We start from the raw sequence: 15636 nt of genomic DNA on the forward strand, positions 1-15636 counted from the left end.
TATGTGTTAGCGCGCGAGGTCGATCAGCTGCGTGCCTAGATCGTCCATCGAGCGATTGAGGAACCAGTCGATCTGGCCCCAGGTCATGTGATTGTTGCGGAGAACATAGTCGGCCACCGACGGCACACGGTTGGCCATGGCGGTGGAGAGCAGGATGCGGGTGGTGAGGCGCGACATGATCAACGCCGGGATCAGCGCGAGTTCTTCTTCCGTGAGATCAGCGATGCGCAGATAGCCGCGCAGGAGATCACGGCCGTGCGCAAAAATCTCGCCCTCCATTTTCTCCGGCAGCTGGTTGAGCAGCGCGGTCGAGGCATCGATGGCGATAGCGGTGCGTACGGTGTCGCCGAAATCGATGATGCCGCTGATGAAGGTCGGCAGCTTGGGATCGGCGACGATGTTGGAGCGGGTAAAATCGTTATGCAACACCTGCTGGCGGCAACGCTGCAGGCGTGGCGCGATGGAGGCGAAGCGTTCGAGCACCGTTTCGAGCTTGGCACGCCATGCGGCGTCAGTGATCTCCGGCAACAGAGGTGCCAAGGTCAGCAGGTTCTTGACGTCCCACGGCACAATGCGGGTTTCGGTGGGATGGCTGAAATCGGCGAGTGCCAGACGCAGCGTCGCCAGCAGCCGGCCGATTTCCTCGCGGCCCTGCACGTCAATAACGACTTCGCTGAGCGGCTGCCCTTCTACGAAGGACATCAGCCTGACCTGACGGCGCTGGCCGGCGCGATCGTGATAGGCGAAATGACCCTCGCCGGCCTTGTTCGGGACGACGCGCGGGATCGGCAGCGCCGGCGCACGCGTCGCGATATGCTCGAGCACGCGGATCTGGAAATCAATCTCCGCGACGTCTTCGGTGGGGTTGGCGACTTTCAGGACGTAACGCGGGCCAATGGCCGGGGCGATGCGAAACGTGTCATCCTTTTCGGTGGCGAAGCGGGTGGGCTTGCCATCGATGCCGAAATGCGTGCGCGCCAGTTCGACAGCCTCGTCCTCGGTCATATTCACATACGAGGCCGCGAGACCGCTCTGCATTACAACCGGAGCGGAAGTCTCGTGTTTCACTTCTCTTGATCCAATCTCGATTCGGAACCGGCGGTGGCATGCAAGCCGGTCTCAGCGAGTTTAGCAATGGCGGCGGGATTTGTCAGGAAGATCGGTATTTTCCTCCCGATTGACGGCGCGCGGGAGCCAAAAAGCGGGATCAATCGATCCGCCCATGCGTTGGCGTCGGTCAGGCTGCTTGAAGGATTTCCCGTGACCATCAATTTCGAAACGCTGTGGGCGTCGCTGCTGCTTTATGGATTGAACGCAATTTATGCGGGCGCGCTGCTGGCCATCGGCTTCTATCTGTCCGGTGCGGCCGATCGCATTGTCACCGGGGCATTGTCGCATGCGCGCCGCATCGATCCGCTCGTGTCGAACTTTGTCGCCTCGCTGGCGCGCTATGCCGTATTGGCCGTGGTCGGCATCGCAGTGCTGCAGCTATTCGGCATCCAGACGGCCAGTCTCGTCGCCGTGCTGGGTGCTGCATCTCTGGCCATCGGCCTCGCGCTGCAGGGCACACTCACCAATCTCGCAGCTGGCGTGATGCTGTTGCTGTTTCGGCCGTTCAAGATCGGCGACACCGTCGAGGTCGGCGGCAAAGCCGGCACCGTCACATCGCTATCGCTGTTCATGACCGAGTTGAAGACCAGCGAGAATGTGCAGATCCTGCTGCCGAACGGTTCGGTGTGGGGTTCTGCCATCATCAACAAGTCGACCTATCCCGGCGCCAATGCCGGCAAGGTCGAAGTGAGTTTCCCCGTGCGCGCAGGTGCTGAGGCACAGGCCATCAGCCGCGAGCTGGTGGCTGATCTCGCTGCTGATTCTCGCGTGCAGGCGCCGCAGGCCAAAGTGTCCAAGGTGGTCAATCTTGCGGATGGCGATGGCGTGGTCGAGCTCACCGTGGCCGCGACCACCGAGCCTGGCGATGCCGATGCGGTGAAGAGCAAACTGCTGGAAGCGATCAACACCTATGTCGCCGCGCGGCCATCGGCGTTGCCGAAAGCTGCGACCTAGCGCGCTACTTGGTGCGGATGGCGCCGCTCGGGCCGCGCAGATCTGAGAGCGGCACGCAGCTCTTCTTGCGACGCTGGTTGTTTGGCGCGCCCTGCACCTTCAGCACCTTGCCCGGTGAGCACGAGCCATTGTCGACATAGACGGTGGAATATGGATCCATGGCCAACGGCTCAAAGGACAACACCCGCTGCGCCGCCGATGGCTCCACCATTAAAAGCGTAAGGGCTGCAGCAGACAGCCCGGACCAAATCAAACGCATCACGTCTATCTCGCGTAAATAACCAGACCGGCGATGACGACCATGGCCGCCACCGCAAACAAATGGGCGCAAGCGATCGATACGGCTTCGACTGCTGGCCCGGCCTTTTGCTTTAGCCCGGATACGGGCATGCGCGACGCGGGCGGCGCCTTGGAGCGAGATATCGTCAAATGAACAGTCCCCAATGCCAGCGCGATGTCGTCCCCAATGCGCCGGCAGCCACAAACTCCGCATCAAATGAGGCGACAGTGAGTCAGTGTCACGGCGTGAGACGTCCGAGCACCGACGCCTAGTTGTCTTGCGTAGCCCACACCCTGCCCGATTGCGCCACATCCGCCGCGATATCGCGACCGCAATGATCAGCTGCGCGCTGGAATTGTTCGTGGATTTCAGGCGTTACTGAGCCAGCTGCACTGTCGATCTCGCGCAGGGATATGATGGAGGTGAATTCGGCCGCGAAGCACTTACAAAACTTTTTTGAATCGTTCGAAGTCCGGTTGGGGCGCTTGCGAAAATGATTCGAGCAGCTCTTTTCGAGATTCGACGCCATCTGGTCGATCTCATTGGCGAATCCGGGCGATGCGAGCGAAACTGCTAGTGCGACAATCACGCCCTTAGACCGCATCATGCTGCCCCGCGCCAAGGTTCCGATCCGCCAACTCATATGCAACTGTCATACTATACCTTGGTTTCGCGCATTTGTGACTGATTGTATCGATCAGTGTCCGAGTGGCGCCTTAAACTGGGGTGAATTGTCGCAAATGCGACGGTTGAATCCGTCATCCCCAGCAGAGATGGTCGCGCATGGGACGGATACTGGAATTGATGGCGATCATTGTGATCGGCGGCGGCAGCGCCGCCCTCTTCGCCTATTCGATGGGCTCGCTTGCGATGGACGAATTTGGCCTCGGCCACCGTCAGCTCGTCTCAATTTCGCTATTGTCCGCAGGCTTTATCGCGCTGTTACTGGTTGTCGAGTTCCTCGGCACGTTCGGGACCGCCGCCGCGTCAGATGATGACGGCCCTCAACGGGATAGCTTGATGCACCAACTTACCAAGGCCGATATCGTCATTTCCGTAGGCCGAGGCCTTATCATGGCCGCCGCGATCGTCGGAGCGACGTATTATTTCGGCAGCTGGTATCTCGGCGGCGAAGGCCTGGAAGCTCTGTTCCACGGCGTCGATGATCAGATCGCCGTCTCCGTCGAGAGCGCAATCACGCCGACGACCGAAGCCACGCAATAATGTCGTCCCCGCGAAAGCGGGGACCCATAGCCTCCGCGCCTCTGGCTAAAACGATATAGCTACATCGAGCTTACACTATCTCGACAGCATGTATGGGTCCCCGCTTTCGCGGGGATGATGTGCTCAATACGCCACTGATTGCGGTCGCCCCACGCCGCTATACAGGAAGCCGTTGCGGATGACTTCCTCGGGCGCATAGATGTTGCGGAGATCCACGATCACCGGACACGCCATGATCGACGCCATCTCTTTCAGATCCAGAGCACGGAACTGCTCCCATTCGGTGACGATGGTCACCGCATGGCTGCCGCGTGCGCAATCATAGGCGCTGTCGCAGAAGGTGACATTCTCGAACACCTTCTTGGCCTGCTCCATGCCGACGGGATCATAGACGCGAATCTCCGCACCCATGTCCTGCAAGGCCGTGATCAGCGGGATCGACGGCGCATCGCGCATGTCGTCAGTGTTCGGCTTGAAGGTGACGCCGAGAATGGCAATCGTCTTGCCGCGCAGATTGCCGCCGAAGGCGTGTGCCACCTTGCGGGCCATCGCGCGCTTGCGCTGGTCGTTGACGGCAACGACAGTCTCCACGATGCGCAGCGGTGCTTCGTGATCCTGGCCGGTCTTGATCAGCGCCAGCGTATCCTTCGGGAAACACGAGCCGCCATAGCCGGGGCCTGCATGCAGGAACTTTGCGCCGATGCGGTTGTCGAGGCCGATGCCGCGCGCGACTTCCTGCACATTGGCACCCACCTTCTCGGCGAGATCGGCGATCTCGTTGATGAAGGCGACCTTGGTGGCTAGGAAGGAGTTTGCGGCATATTTGGTGAGTTCGGCCGTGCGACGATCGGTGTAGAGAATTGGCGATGTGTTGAGATGCAGCGGGCGATAGACCTCGGCCATCACCTGTTTGGCGCGTGCATCGCTCGATCCGATCACGATGCGATCGGGATGCTTGAAGTCGCGGATCGCCGCACCTTCGCGCAAAAATTCCGGATTGGAGACGACTGCGAATTCAGCGTGGGGATTTTCCTCGCGAATGATGCGCTCGACTTCATCGCCAGTGCCGACAGGCACTGTGGATTTATTCACGACCACCGTGAATTTGGTGATCGCCTTGGCAATCTCGCGGGCGGCTGCATAGACGTAAGTGAGATCGGCATGGCCGTCCCCGCGTCGTGACGGCGTGCCGACGGCGATGAACACGACCTCGGCTTCGCCCACCGCCTTGGTGATGTCGGTGACGAAGTTCAGGCGCTTCTGCCTGGCATTGCTGGCAACGAGCGCATCGAGGCCTGGCTCGTGGATCGGGATCTCGCCGCGATTGAGCGCATCGATCTTGCTCTGGTCGGTATCGACGCAAGTGACGTGATGGCCGAAATCCGAAAAGCACGCACCCGACACCAGCCCCACATAGCCGGCGCCAATCATGGCGATACGCATCTTATGTCCTGTCTTATATAAAAGTCCGCGGTCAGAACGACCCGGACACCCCCAAGTTAGGTATCCGCGCCATCTCAGCTGCTGAGCAGCAACTCGCCATCGAGATGTCGCGGGAAGAAGAAGAAGTTGTTCACATAGGATTGCCCCGGTTTGCGGCCACCATTGGGCAGCAGCGCGTCGGGATCCTGCATCGTCTCGGCATCGAAGAAATCCACCGGGACGATTTCTTCATCGGAGAGGAAATAGCCGCGATAGTCCTTGGTCTCGAAGAATTCGAAGATCGATTTTGTCGCATCCGTGCGATGACGATCCTCCGCCTCGACCAGGAACACAGGCTGACAGCGATCGATCAGGCCAGTGGCGCCCTTGAGCACGCTAAGTTCATGACCTTCCACATCGACCTTCACGAAAGCGACGTCATCCTTCATCACGCCATCAAGCCGCGCCAGCGGCACATGGGCGGCGACGACATTGGTGGTGTTCGGCGCATGCGACTGCTCGAGCGAAGCAAGGCCATGGACGAGGCCGTCGTCACTCTGCGGGATATAGAGATCGGCCTCGCCTTCCTGATCCGATAGCGCGATCTCGTGAATGCTGACATTGGAGGCCGACGTCCGGCGCAACAGCGTGGCCATGTCACGGGACGGTTCGAAAGCGTGGACCTTGCCGGAGAGCTTTGCCAGTTTCTGCGTATAGAGCCCGACATTGGCGCCGACATCGACGGTCACGGCGCCCGCCGGCACGATCTTGTCGAGATAGTTCAGCTCGCGCTCGGCGGTCTTCGGACGTTTCATGAAGCGCCAGCGCAGCCACATGGCGGGAAACGTGTCCTTCAGGATTTGCTTGGTTCGTTGCGTGGCGGTCATTGTTGTCACCCTTCATTCGAAGCCATTATGATCTCAAGCCCCGCCGGCTGCGCGGCATGACTCATTGTGCAGCCGGTGCAGGCCGGACTCTTTCTTACTAATAGGTAGGCACTGAGGTCAGAACGCGTTGCCGGAAATGAATTCCTTGCGCACCGTCTGCACGATGATCCGGATGTCCTTCACCATCGACCACGCCTCGATGTAATCGAGATCGTAATCGATACGGGCAATTGCGAGCTTCGGATCGACCGTGCTGCCGCGGCAACCGCTGATCTGGGCGAGACCGGTGATGCCCGGGCGCGCGCTGTGGCGCTGGAAGTAATAAGGCACGAGATCTTCATAGAGCATGTTCGCAGCGAGCATGCCCGGCACATGCGGACGCGGCCCGACCAGAGACATGTCGCCTTTCAACACGTTGATGAGCTGGGGCAATTCGTCAAAACTGGTCTTGCGCAGGACCTTGCCGATCCCCGTCACGCGTGCGTCGCCCTGCACGGTCTGCTGAACGCCGAGCTTGTCGCCGAGATCGTTCCGCATCGAACGGAACTTGTAGATCTTGAACCTGCGATTGCGATAGCCGTAGCGATATTGCGTGAAGAACACGGGCCCAGGCGATGTCGCCTTGATGATCGCAGCGACAATCAGGAAGAAAGGAAGGAAAAACAGCAGCGCAGAGCCCGATGCGGTGACATCGAACAACCGTTTGGTGATGGATGCCGATGGTTCACGTCGAACGACCGCCTTGCGACGGCCGCGATAGGCGCTGTTGCCATAACCGCCATATCCGCCTGCGAACTCCACGGGACGCACCGAGATAAAGCGCTGCCCTTCCCAGAGCGGCGCCACTTTGTTTCGTTCAAGACCAACTGAAACAGTAGAGACCATTGATCGACGCTCCCTGCTGGAACTTTGGTAGGCAATCTCTCCTCAGCGCGGGTGACGTGACACATGACTTGTTCGTCAGCATCATGGCATTCGCAGATGCGAATGCGCTTGTTCGTCTCTTGCCCCACACTTCGAATAGCTTTGGCCAATGAAGTTTGTTTAACTCTTTGCGCGAATTGGGGCCGCAAAACGGTATTGCCGTGCATGACAATGCAGCACGAGCCACGCGCGGAATTGTGCGCCGCGAAAAATTCTGTGTGAGGAAAAGCGGTTAGCTCGTTTATGACTGCCTTGCACTGCACCCACTTCGGGGCAGCCATGCAAAAACCAACCAGAAAATCGCACGTAAAGATTCTGATCGCACGTGATCGCGAACAGGTGCATGCTTTTGTTCATCACGTTCGCAGCCCGAACGCGATGTGCGCGATTCGAATTTGATTTTTCATCAAATACTAAAAGGCCGAGCATTACTTGCGGCCCGACAGCAGTTTTCAGTCGAATATCGTCGGTTACGACCATGGCATTGAGGCAGACCACACCGCCCCACACAACGGAAGCTTTGCAGGACGCTCAGCTTCTCGTGCTGCCTGTTCGCGTTGATGCGACCAGAAGCTCCCCCGCACATAAGGAGGAGACTGTCATGGATCAGTCACTCTCCGAGCGACCGCGCAGCGCAAATCGCAAGCTTCGCAATGCCATTATTCTCGGGAATGTCGTGATGTGGCTCGCAATCATTGCCGTCGTTCGATTTCTTGTCTCGTAACTAGCTGGATTCAATCCAGACTGGCTTCATCACAGCGTCTGCCGTCCATAATCTCGCCAGACCACAAGATGATGTATGCGGGAATGAAATTGACCGCAGCCGATTCCGCGTCATAGTTGCTCCATCATGCCACGCACCCCTTCGAGTCAGCGTCCGAGCAAGGCGGCGCTGCCGCCTGAGACACGCATCTATGCCATCGGCGATATCCATGGCCGCGCCGATCTCCTGCAAGAGGTCATCCATCGCATTGATGAAGACATCGCGCGCCGGCCGATCGCCTTCGCAGGCGAGGTTTATGTCGGTGACTACATCGATCGTGGCGCGGATTCGAAAGGTGTGATCGATCTGCTGGCAATTCGCCTGGTGCAAAACCATGCAATCTGCCTGCGCGGGAACCACGAAGCATTGATGGAGGAGTTCCTTCTCGATAATCCCGCGTCTTTGGATGGTTGGCGTCAGCTCGGCGGCCTCGCCACACTGGCCTCCTATGGCATCATGCCGACGCGCGAGCAGACGGCCGACCAGGTTCAAGATGCCCTTCGCGCGGCCCTCCCCACCACCCACCAACTTTTTTTGCGTTGCCTGCGGAACAACGTGCGCTGTGGCGACTTTCTGTTCGTTCACGCTGGCATTCGCCCCGGTGTCGCTCTCGATGCACAGGATGCGAATGACCTGATGTGGATCCGTGATGAGTTTCTGAATTCCAGCAGCGATCACGGTCTCTATGTGGTGCACGGTCACACGCCGGTTCCACACGCGGACATTCGGGACAATCGCGCCAATATCGACACCGGCGCGTGGCGAAGTGGCGTGCTCACCTGCATCGCCATCGAGGGGACGGAGATCATGGTTCTGTAGCAGAACACATATAAGGCGCGACTGCGGAATCCGATCGCTGGCGTTGTGGGGACGCTGCGGCTTCTTTCTTTCGCCGTTTTTTACCGGACAGTTCGCGATCAAATGTCATCGAAATGATGCTCTGATCGTTTTGGTATCTAGTTGGGGGTCTGCCATGTCATCGGTTCGCCGGTTCGCCGGTCTATTTGTCTTGTCCTTGCTCACGCTTGGCGCCGTCAGCACCCATGTGCCGAGCGCGTCGGCTCAGCAACGGCTCTCTGCAGCGTCGCCATCGGGCGCCTATCTTCTCGGCCCGACCGATCGCGTGCGGCTGAAAGTCTATGGCGAGCCTGATATCACCGGCGAATATGAAGTCGATGCCAATGGCAATGTGTCGATTCCGCTGGCGGGCCAGATCAAGGCGGCTGGTATCACCACCAAGCAGCTAGAACGCAGTATCACCGCTGCACTCGCCAAGGGAATCGTGCGCGATCCTCGCGTCAATGTGGAGATGCTGGCCTATCGCCCCTTCTATATCCTCGGCGAAGTGAAGAAGAGCGGTGAATATCCGTATCGCGTGGGCCTCACCGTGCTCGATGCCGTCGCCACTGCCGGCGGATACACCTACCGTGCCAATGAAGGCAAAGTTTATCTCCGCCGCTCAGGCTCGACGGTGGAAGAGATCTATCCGATGGACGCGCCGGTTCTCATCTATCCCGGCGACAATGTGCGCGTTCCGGAGAGATACTTCTAAATCTCTTCTCATTCTCACCACTCTCTCTTGATGAGTAGCAGCCGGTGGCAACTGCCAGTCTCGCTGTTGCGCTGCCATAGTCTCGTCTCTTTGCGCTGCGTAATCTTGTGCAGTGCGATGAACTTCACTTCGCATGCAGCGTTGTGACGAGCGAAAGGGGCCGTTTCATCAGACGTGTTGAGCGTGAGTAAGCGGGGGCGCTTTGTTCATCATCGACTTGCCGGTTTTGCAAGCTTTGCGATGAACTTCTAAGCGGCAATCAAGTCTCGACGACAGTTCGATCGCGAAGGGGCGACACCTTCGCAAGGGATGCGTGATGAAATGTTCGCCGGCACTGATGGACGAGAAGGCGATCGCGATGCGCTCAAGCGCATGCGCGTCGTTGCCCGTCTTGCGGCGGTTCACACGGGTCGCGTCCTGGCCGGCCACTGCGATTCTCCTCGGTGTCACGTCGCCTGCCGGCGCCCAGGCAATCCAGAACACGATGGATCCGCTGGGCTCGCCCTGGAACGCCCAACGCATCTTCGAGCCGTCCGCTTTGCCAGAACTCGAACACCGCGACACCCGCGATAGCAATGGCGAGCCGGTCGCCCCGGAAGACACGCCGGTGAAGGGACGCCAGCATCCGGGCTATGAGCCGGTCGGCATCCGCTCAGGCTCGTGGATGTTCAATCCGTCGCTGATGACAGGCGCACTTTATGACAGCAATGTTTTCGCATCGAATACGCAGAAAAATGCGGATATCGCCGCGACCATCGAGCCGAGCCTGCGCGCGCATACGCTGTGGGAACGCCACGGCATTGATCTCAAGCTCAATTCGCAGACCACGGTCTATAACCAATATTCCAGCCTCGATCAGACCAATGCGAGCCTGAAGGGCGCAGGCTGGTTCGATGTTGCCCATGACATGGTGGTGCTCGGTAGTTTCCAGATCGCCCACCTGAACGAAGGCGTGGGATCGCTGAGTTCGCCCACCAATGCGATCACGCCGACACCTTATAATCTGTATTCGGGCGATCTGACGCTGCGCAAGGAATGGGGCCGGCTCACCACGTCGGTGGGCGCCCGCGTCGATTCCTATGAGTTCGGCACCGCCCGCGCACAGGATGGCAGCATCATCGACCAGAGCGCCCGTGACGGACAGATCTATGCCGTGCATGGCCGCATCGATTACGCGTTCTCGCCGTCGCTCGGCTGGTTTGCCGGTGCTGAGGGCAACCAGCGCGACCTGCGTGGCATTCCCGGCTCGTCCATCGATTCCAACGGCTATCGCGTGTTGTCAGGCTTCACCGTCGGTCTCGGCCGCCTGGTGAAGGGCGAATTCGGCGGCGGCTATGTGGAGCAGCGCTTCGACAATCCGCTGATCGGCACGGTGTCCGGCCCATCCTATCGCGCCAAGCTGACATGGAGCCCGACGCGGATGCTCGACATCCATGTGAAGGCCGAGCAGCTGGTGACGCAGACATCGGACACGTCATCTACCGGCGTGCTCGCCAATGCCGTGCAGGTCGGCGCCGATTACGAGTTGCTGCGCAATGTCGTGTTGTCCGCTTCGGCCGGTTATGAGCGCGACAGCTTCTTCGGCCAGGACCGCCGCGACAACGTCACCACCACCAGTGCCAGCGTCAAATATCTGATGAACCGGTTCAGCGCGATATCGGCCTATCACCGCTACACATCCCGCGAGAGCAGCACGCCGCTGTTCAGCTACGACAAGCACCAGGTAGGGATCAATGTTACAGCGCAATTTTGATCAAGCCTATCCTGCGCAGGAGCCCGTCCCGACGTCGGTCGAGGGTTGGAAGGCACCGACCGTCGATCTGCGCGAAATGGCCCGCATCCTGCGCCGTCGCTGGCGCGTGGCGCTGGCGCCTGCGGCGGCACTCGCTGCCATCGCCCTCATCTATCTGATGATGGCGACGACCCTCTATACGGCTGTCTCCACGGTGTTGGTCGACCCGCGCCGCGCCACCATGATCGAGACCAACCAGACCACGCCGACCAATATCGGCACCGATGATGCGACCATCGAGAGCCAGTCCCTGCTGATCCAGTCGATCGCGACCGTGCAGCGCGTGGTCGACAAGCTGAAGCTGACCCAGGACCCCGAGTTCATGCCGAAACCTGGCCTGCTCGATCCGATCAAGAACCTGTTCAAGGGCCCGCGACAACCCGGCAGCCTCAGCGCCGAGGAGATCGCACGTGCCAATGCGGTGGACATGCTGCAGCAGCGCATGAAAGTGGTGCGCCAGGGCACGACCTTCCTGGTCGATATCGCCGTGAGTTCGGAATCGCCGGCCAAGGCGGCCACCATCGCCAATGCCGTCGCCGCCGCCTATTTCGACGAGCAGGTGCGCGCCAAATATGATTCGACCAAGATCGCGGCCAAATGGCTGGGCGGCCAGATCGACGACCTCAAGAACCGTGTCGTCGTCTCCGAGAAGGCGGTCGCCGACTATCGCGCGGCCAATAATCTCTCGGTCGCCCAGGGCGTCACCGTCAATGACCAGCAGATCACCGATCTCAACAACAAGCTGATCGCCGCCCGCGTTCAGACCGCTGAATCGCGTGCGAAATTCGATCAGGTGCAGCAGCTGTCGAAATCCGGCGCCGATGCCGGCGGGCTGAATGCCGCCGTGTCCTCGGACATGGTAAGCAAGCTGCGCGCGCAATATGCCGATATCGCCAAGAACGACGCGGACCTCACCAGCAAATATGGCCCGCGCCACCCGCTGGTGGCCAATACGCGCGCGCAGCTGAAGGACACGCAAAAGCTCATCAATGAAGAGCTGCGCCGCATCGTCGAGAGCACCAAGCACGACTACGAGGTTTCTAAATCGCGCGAAGCCTCGCTGCAGGACAGTTTTGACAAGCTGCAGGGCGTCTCGACCACGTCGAGCCAGGCGCTCGTCCGCCTGCACGAATTGCAACGCGAGGCGGAAGCCAATCGCACGCTTTATGAGTCCTATCTGGCGCGCTCCAAGGAGACGACGGCACAGGAAAGCCTGGAACTGCCGGATTCGCGCATCGTCTCCAATGCGGGCGTGCCGCTGTTTCCGTCGGCGCCGAAATCCAAACTCATTCTCGGCCTCGCCATCCTGCTGGGCCTCGGCGCCGGCACCGTGCTGGCGTTCCTGACGGATTATCTCGACGGCAAGATCAAGACGTTGGAACAGGCCGAGAGCATCACCGGCGTGCCAGCGCTTGCCGCGCTGCCGGCGATCGGCGCCCGCGAACTCGCCTCGCGTGCCAAGCGCGGGCGCAAGGATCTGGAGAATTACGATCCACGCACCATGCGGCTGCTACCGGCCTCGTTGCAACCGCCGCTGATGCGTTATGCCATCGAGGAGCCCGGCACGTTCTTCGCCGAGGCGATCCGCGCGGTGCGCCTTTCGATCCAGCGCGCCCGCAAGGTGGCGCCGGTGAAAACGGTGCTGGTCACCTCGGGCCTCGAAAGCGAAGGCAAGACCACCTTTGCCGGCAATCTCGCGCTGTCATTCGCCACGCTCGGCATCAAGACGCTGCTGATCGATGCGGACCTGCGCAACCCCGGCATGACTCGCGCATTGTGCCCCAATGCCGATGCCGGCCTGTTCCAGGTGGCCACCGGTGAGGTGCCGCTGGAGCACGCGCTGCTGTTCGATCGCTCGAGCGGCCTCTCCATCCTGCCATCGCCGGCGATGAAGGATGTCGATGTCATCACCGAACTGATGTTCTCCGAACAGATGGTCGAGATCCTCGAACGGCTCAAATCGCATTACGAGCTGATCATCATCGACTCGCCGCCACTGATCCCGTTGGTGGATGGCCGTGCGCTGGCCGAACTCGCCGACCGCATCCTGCTCGCCATGGCCTGGGACCAGACGCCGCGCGAAGTCGTGCAGCATACGATGGAGCTGCTCGGGCCCGTGCATGACCGCCTGCTCGGCACCGTGCTGACCCAGGTCGATCTCTCGAAGATCCGTTTTTATGACTATTATCGCAGCTCGGCCTATCTCAAGCCTTATGGTGTTCCCGCAACCGCGGGGGCGACCAGGTGACGTTGACCCGATCGGCATCGCCGCATCACCTGCAACGTCACGGCGCCTATGCCGCGGCGCATGGCGCGCGCATACCGCGGCGGCGTCCGCTGCCGGATGTCACGCAGCTGATCAATGTCGCCATTATCGGCTTGCTTACCCTGGCGATGATCACCGTCTTCACACTGTCCGGCAGCGTGCTGACCAATCTGAAGATCAGTTACCTAACCCCCGGCGGCAACTTCCTCCATAAGCTGCACCCGACGACATTCCTGACCTTCATGGCGACGCTGTTGCTGCTGATGCGCGATGGCGATCCGATCGGCGAGATCAACCGCGCTTTCTCCAATGCGAAACTGCTGCTGGTGCATCTGTTCTGCTGGTTCGCCCTGCTGATCCAGATGTTCGTGCTTGATCGCCCCTTCACGGTGATCATCGACACATTCCTGCTGCCGGTGCTTTTGTGCCTGCTGATCTGGCGCCTGACGCCGCAGCAGCGCAAGCCACTGATCTGGGCACTCCATGCGGCGATGCTGCTCAATATCCTGATCGGCTATTACGAATTCGCCTCCGGCCATCGCATCGTGCCGTTGACGCTTGGCAGCGTCGTCGTTCTTGGCGAGTGGCGCTCGGCGGCGCTGCTCGGCCATCCCCTCACCGCATCCGGCATCGTCGCCGCCTATATCATGGCACTGGTACTGCGGCCCGCGGTGTGTCCGCCGCTGATCATCCGCATTCCCCTGATCACCTTTGCGCTCGGCTCATTGATGGCCTTTGGCGGCCGCACGGCGCTGATGACGGTGCTCACCGTGCTGGCCATCATGGGAATGATCGAGGCCTTCAATCTCATGCGCGGCAAGCGCGTTCCGCTGCTGGTGGCGGTCGGCGCCATCTGCCTCATTTTCGCGGCCGTCGGCCTCGTCTTTGCCGCCTATTCGCTCGGCATTTTCGACAAGATGCTGCTGCGCTTCACGTCGGACAAAGGCAGCGCGCTGGCGCGCGTTGCGACCTTCGACATGCTGTCACATTTCCAGTGGGGCGAACTCGTGCTCGGGCCGAATCCCGTGCGCGTGAATGCGCTGCAATCGCAACTCGGCCTCAATTACGGCATCGAGAATTTCTGGGTGTCCTGCATTGTGCAGTTCGGTCTCGTCCACACCGTGCTGATCACGCTTGGCCTGACCTGCTTTGCGATCGAGCTGATGCGACGCTCAAGCCCGGCCGCTTGGTCGATTTTGCTGCTGATCCTGATGATTGCTGCGAGTTCGGTCAGTTTTTCCTCGAAGAACATTCAACTGGCGCAATTGGTGCTCTTGATCGCACTGCTGATGCCGCGTGACGTCAGGCCTGGCGTGCAGCCACCGCGGATGCGACCGCGGCAAGCGATGTATCGGGATCAGGAGTTCGCATGACCATTTATGTCGATCACACCCATCTCGGCCGCCATGTCACCGGTCTCGAACGCATCACCCAGGAATTGTTTTCCGAGGCTGCGCTGAAGCCGCTCGATGTCGTTCCCGTGACCTCGCGCGGCACGCGCCAGATGATCACGACGCAGACCCTCGGCCTGCCAGCGCGCCTGGCTGCCTCGTCGAATGCACTGCTGCTGTGCCCCGGCTTCCCGCCGAGCCCGCTGCTGCGCCCATTTGCCGAGCGTGTGCTGCCCTATATCCACGACGACTTCCTGATCACGCGGTCCGCGGACCTGAACATCCGCGCCAAGCTCTATATGGCGGCGCCGTTCAGGATGGCCCTCAAGCACTATCCGCGCTTTCTCACCAATTCACGCGACACGCTACGCAAGATCAGCGCCTACACCAGGTCCGACGCCGAGATCACGCTCTATCGCCCCCCCGTGCGCAATGTCTTCAATCTGCAATCAACCGGGCGCGATGCGCGCGATGTCAGTGCTGCGCCGCTGCGTGTGGTGGCACTGGGCACTGTGGAGCCGCGCAAGAATTTCGTCACCGCCGGCCATATCGTCGGCGCCTTGCGTCAGCATGGCTTTCCTGGCGCCACGCTCGATATTGTCGGCCGCAAAGGCTGGGGTGACGACTGGACGACATTGGAACGCATGCCCGGCGTGACGCTGCATGGCTATCAATCCGCCGAGAATGTCACCCGCCTGCTCGATCAGGCTGACATCTTTCTCTGCACCTCGCATGACGAAGGCCTCGGCCTGCCGCTGCTGGAAGCGCAATATGCCGGCCTGCCCATCGTCGCGCCCAATGCGCCGGTGTTTCATGAGGTGCTCGGCACTTCCGGCATTTTTATCGACATGTCCGATCACGGCAATGCTGCTGCGCAGATCGGCGCTGCCATCGCCACGCCAAAGTGGCGCCCTCAATATGTGGCGGCGGCTAATCAGAATCTCGCGCGCTGGAATGCTCTCGCCGCAAGTGACCACGATACGGTCATTGACCTGATTGCTGAACTCGCCGCGGGCGCTAATCGGCGCGCTGCATCGAAAGATAATGTGGCCGCGCGCTGACCACGCCATC

Annotated in this window: 17 protein-coding genes; 10 read left to right on the forward strand and 7 right to left on the reverse strand. The window is 60.2% G+C overall.

Features of this window, described 5'->3' with window-relative positions:
• Positions 1-6: 6 nt before the first annotated feature.
• Positions 7-1068: a phosphotransferase gene (locus tag AC1RQ5_RS23405; protein ID WP_493202145.1), complete on the reverse strand. Its 1062-nt coding sequence runs from the start codon at positions 1066-1068 to the stop codon at positions 7-9.
• A 192-nt stretch (positions 1069-1260) separates the two neighbouring features.
• On the opposite strand from AC1RQ5_RS23405, the gene AC1RQ5_RS23410 reads away from it, so the two are divergent.
• Positions 1261-2064, forward strand: a complete 804-nt coding sequence (locus AC1RQ5_RS23410; protein ID WP_493202146.1) for a mechanosensitive ion channel family protein — start codon at positions 1261-1263, stop codon at positions 2062-2064.
• Positions 2065-2068: 4 nt separating this feature from the next.
• Here AC1RQ5_RS23410 and AC1RQ5_RS23415 read toward each other — a convergent pair whose 3' ends face one another.
• Entirely contained in the window at positions 2069-2323 is a 255-nt protein-coding gene (locus AC1RQ5_RS23415) for a hypothetical protein (protein ID WP_493203531.1), read from the reverse strand.
• A gap of 42 nt (positions 2324-2365) precedes the next feature.
• Between AC1RQ5_RS23415 and AC1RQ5_RS23420 the strand changes: the two genes are divergently transcribed.
• Complete coding sequence (locus AC1RQ5_RS23420; protein ID WP_493202147.1) at positions 2366-2497, forward strand: hypothetical protein; 132 nt, start codon at positions 2366-2368, stop codon at positions 2495-2497.
• Between the two features lie 115 nt (positions 2498-2612).
• Here the strand turns inward: AC1RQ5_RS23420 and AC1RQ5_RS23425 are convergent, their stop codons facing one another.
• On the reverse strand, positions 2613-2987 hold the full coding sequence (locus AC1RQ5_RS23425; protein ID WP_398483415.1) for a hypothetical protein: 375 nt from the start codon (positions 2985-2987) through the stop codon (positions 2613-2615).
• A 161-nt stretch (positions 2988-3148) separates the two neighbouring features.
• Here AC1RQ5_RS23425 and AC1RQ5_RS23430 point away from each other — a divergent pair, with 161 nt between their 5' ends.
• Entirely contained in the window at positions 3149-3568 is a 420-nt protein-coding gene (locus AC1RQ5_RS23430) for a hypothetical protein (RefSeq protein WP_493202149.1), read from the forward strand.
• A gap of 123 nt (positions 3569-3691) precedes the next feature.
• Here AC1RQ5_RS23430 and AC1RQ5_RS23435 read toward each other — a convergent pair whose 3' ends face one another.
• From AC1RQ5_RS23435 to AC1RQ5_RS23445, 3 genes are all read right to left on the reverse strand, one after another.
• Positions 3692-5011, reverse strand: coding sequence for a UDP-glucose dehydrogenase family protein (locus AC1RQ5_RS23435; RefSeq protein ID WP_493202151.1), 1320 nt, complete (start codon positions 5009-5011; stop codon positions 3692-3694).
• Positions 5012-5085: 74 nt separating this feature from the next.
• Positions 5086-5877, reverse strand: a complete 792-nt coding sequence (locus tag AC1RQ5_RS23440; protein WP_493202153.1) for an FkbM family methyltransferase — start codon at positions 5875-5877, stop codon at positions 5086-5088.
• 117 nt (positions 5878-5994) lie between these two features.
• Entirely contained in the window at positions 5995-6723 is a 729-nt protein-coding gene (locus tag AC1RQ5_RS23445) for a sugar transferase (protein WP_493202155.1), read from the reverse strand.
• 679 nt (positions 6724-7402) lie between these two features.
• Between AC1RQ5_RS23445 and AC1RQ5_RS23450 the strand changes: the two genes are divergently transcribed.
• From AC1RQ5_RS23450 to AC1RQ5_RS23460, 3 genes are all read left to right on the forward strand, one after another.
• Positions 7403-7525 carry a hypothetical protein gene (locus AC1RQ5_RS23450; RefSeq protein ID WP_493202156.1) on the forward strand — a complete coding sequence of 41 codons (123 nt, stop codon included), beginning with the start codon at positions 7403-7405 and terminating at the stop codon, positions 7523-7525.
• A 126-nt stretch (positions 7526-7651) separates the two neighbouring features.
• On the forward strand, positions 7652-8383 hold the full coding sequence (locus tag AC1RQ5_RS23455) for a metallophosphoesterase family protein (protein WP_398480747.1): 732 nt from the start codon (positions 7652-7654) through the stop codon (positions 8381-8383).
• Between the two features lie 154 nt (positions 8384-8537).
• Complete coding sequence (locus AC1RQ5_RS23460) at positions 8538-9116, forward strand: polysaccharide biosynthesis/export family protein (protein WP_493202157.1); 579 nt, start codon at positions 8538-8540, stop codon at positions 9114-9116.
• Between the two features lie 168 nt (positions 9117-9284).
• Here AC1RQ5_RS23460 and AC1RQ5_RS23465 read toward each other — a convergent pair whose 3' ends face one another.
• The gene (locus AC1RQ5_RS23465; protein ID WP_493202159.1) at positions 9285-9599 is read right to left on the reverse strand and encodes a hypothetical protein; all 315 of its coding nucleotides are present in this window, start codon (positions 9597-9599) and stop codon (positions 9285-9287) included.
• A gap of 1 nt (position 9600) precedes the next feature.
• On the opposite strand from AC1RQ5_RS23465, the gene AC1RQ5_RS23470 reads away from it, so the two are divergent.
• From AC1RQ5_RS23470 to AC1RQ5_RS23485, 4 genes are read left to right on the forward strand one after another with little or no spacing between them, the layout of a single operon-like run.
• Entirely contained in the window at positions 9601-10869 is a 1269-nt protein-coding gene (locus tag AC1RQ5_RS23470; RefSeq protein ID WP_493202161.1) for an outer membrane beta-barrel protein, read from the forward strand.
• Positions 10850-13156, forward strand: a complete 2307-nt coding sequence (locus AC1RQ5_RS23475; RefSeq protein WP_493202162.1) for a polysaccharide biosynthesis tyrosine autokinase — start codon at positions 10850-10852, stop codon at positions 13154-13156. Before AC1RQ5_RS23470 ends, AC1RQ5_RS23475 begins: the two co-directional genes overlap by 20 nt.
• The gene (locus AC1RQ5_RS23480) at positions 13153-14547 is read left to right on the forward strand and encodes a VpsF family polysaccharide biosynthesis protein (RefSeq protein WP_493202164.1); all 1395 of its coding nucleotides are present in this window, start codon (positions 13153-13155) and stop codon (positions 14545-14547) included. The genes AC1RQ5_RS23475 and AC1RQ5_RS23480 overlap by 4 nt, the downstream gene beginning before the upstream one ends.
• Positions 14544-15626 (forward strand): glycosyltransferase, encoded by a 1083-nt coding sequence (locus tag AC1RQ5_RS23485; protein WP_398480757.1) that lies wholly within the window; start codon positions 14544-14546, stop codon positions 15624-15626. The genes AC1RQ5_RS23480 and AC1RQ5_RS23485 overlap by 4 nt, the downstream gene beginning before the upstream one ends.
• The last annotated feature ends 10 nt before the right edge of the window (positions 15627-15636 follow it).

This window comes from Tardiphaga sp. GW821-FHT12E02, assembly GCF_058807155.1.

Excerpts from the sequence above, each read along its gene's own strand:
- AC1RQ5_RS23415 (WP_493203531.1), bottom strand. The coding sequence starts at position 2,323 with ATGCGTTTGATTTGGTCCGGGCTGTCTGCTGCAGCCCTTACGCTTTTA.
- AC1RQ5_RS23420 (WP_493202147.1), top strand. The coding sequence starts at position 2,366 with ATGGCCGCCACCGCAAACAAATGGGCGCAAGCGATCGATACGGCTTCG.
- AC1RQ5_RS23425 (WP_398483415.1), bottom strand. The coding sequence starts at position 2,987 with ATGAGTTGGCGGATCGGAACCTTGGCGCGGGGCAGCATGATGCGGTCT.
- AC1RQ5_RS23430 (WP_493202149.1), top strand. The coding sequence starts at position 3,149 with ATGGCGATCATTGTGATCGGCGGCGGCAGCGCCGCCCTCTTCGCCTAT.
- AC1RQ5_RS23435 (WP_493202151.1), bottom strand. The coding sequence starts at position 5,011 with ATGCGTATCGCCATGATTGGCGCCGGCTATGTGGGGCTGGTGTCGGGT.
- AC1RQ5_RS23440 (WP_493202153.1), bottom strand. The coding sequence starts at position 5,877 with ATGACCGCCACGCAACGAACCAAGCAAATCCTGAAGGACACGTTTCCC.
- AC1RQ5_RS23450 (WP_493202156.1), top strand. The coding sequence starts at position 7,403 with ATGGATCAGTCACTCTCCGAGCGACCGCGCAGCGCAAATCGCAAGCTT.
- AC1RQ5_RS23455 (WP_398480747.1), top strand. The coding sequence starts at position 7,652 with ATGCCACGCACCCCTTCGAGTCAGCGTCCGAGCAAGGCGGCGCTGCCG.
- AC1RQ5_RS23460 (WP_493202157.1), top strand. The coding sequence starts at position 8,538 with ATGTCATCGGTTCGCCGGTTCGCCGGTCTATTTGTCTTGTCCTTGCTC.
- AC1RQ5_RS23470 (WP_493202161.1), top strand. The coding sequence starts at position 9,601 with ATGGATCCGCTGGGCTCGCCCTGGAACGCCCAACGCATCTTCGAGCCG.
- AC1RQ5_RS23475 (WP_493202162.1), top strand. The coding sequence starts at position 10,850 with ATGTTACAGCGCAATTTTGATCAAGCCTATCCTGCGCAGGAGCCCGTC.
- AC1RQ5_RS23485 (WP_398480757.1), top strand. The coding sequence starts at position 14,544 with ATGACCATTTATGTCGATCACACCCATCTCGGCCGCCATGTCACCGGT.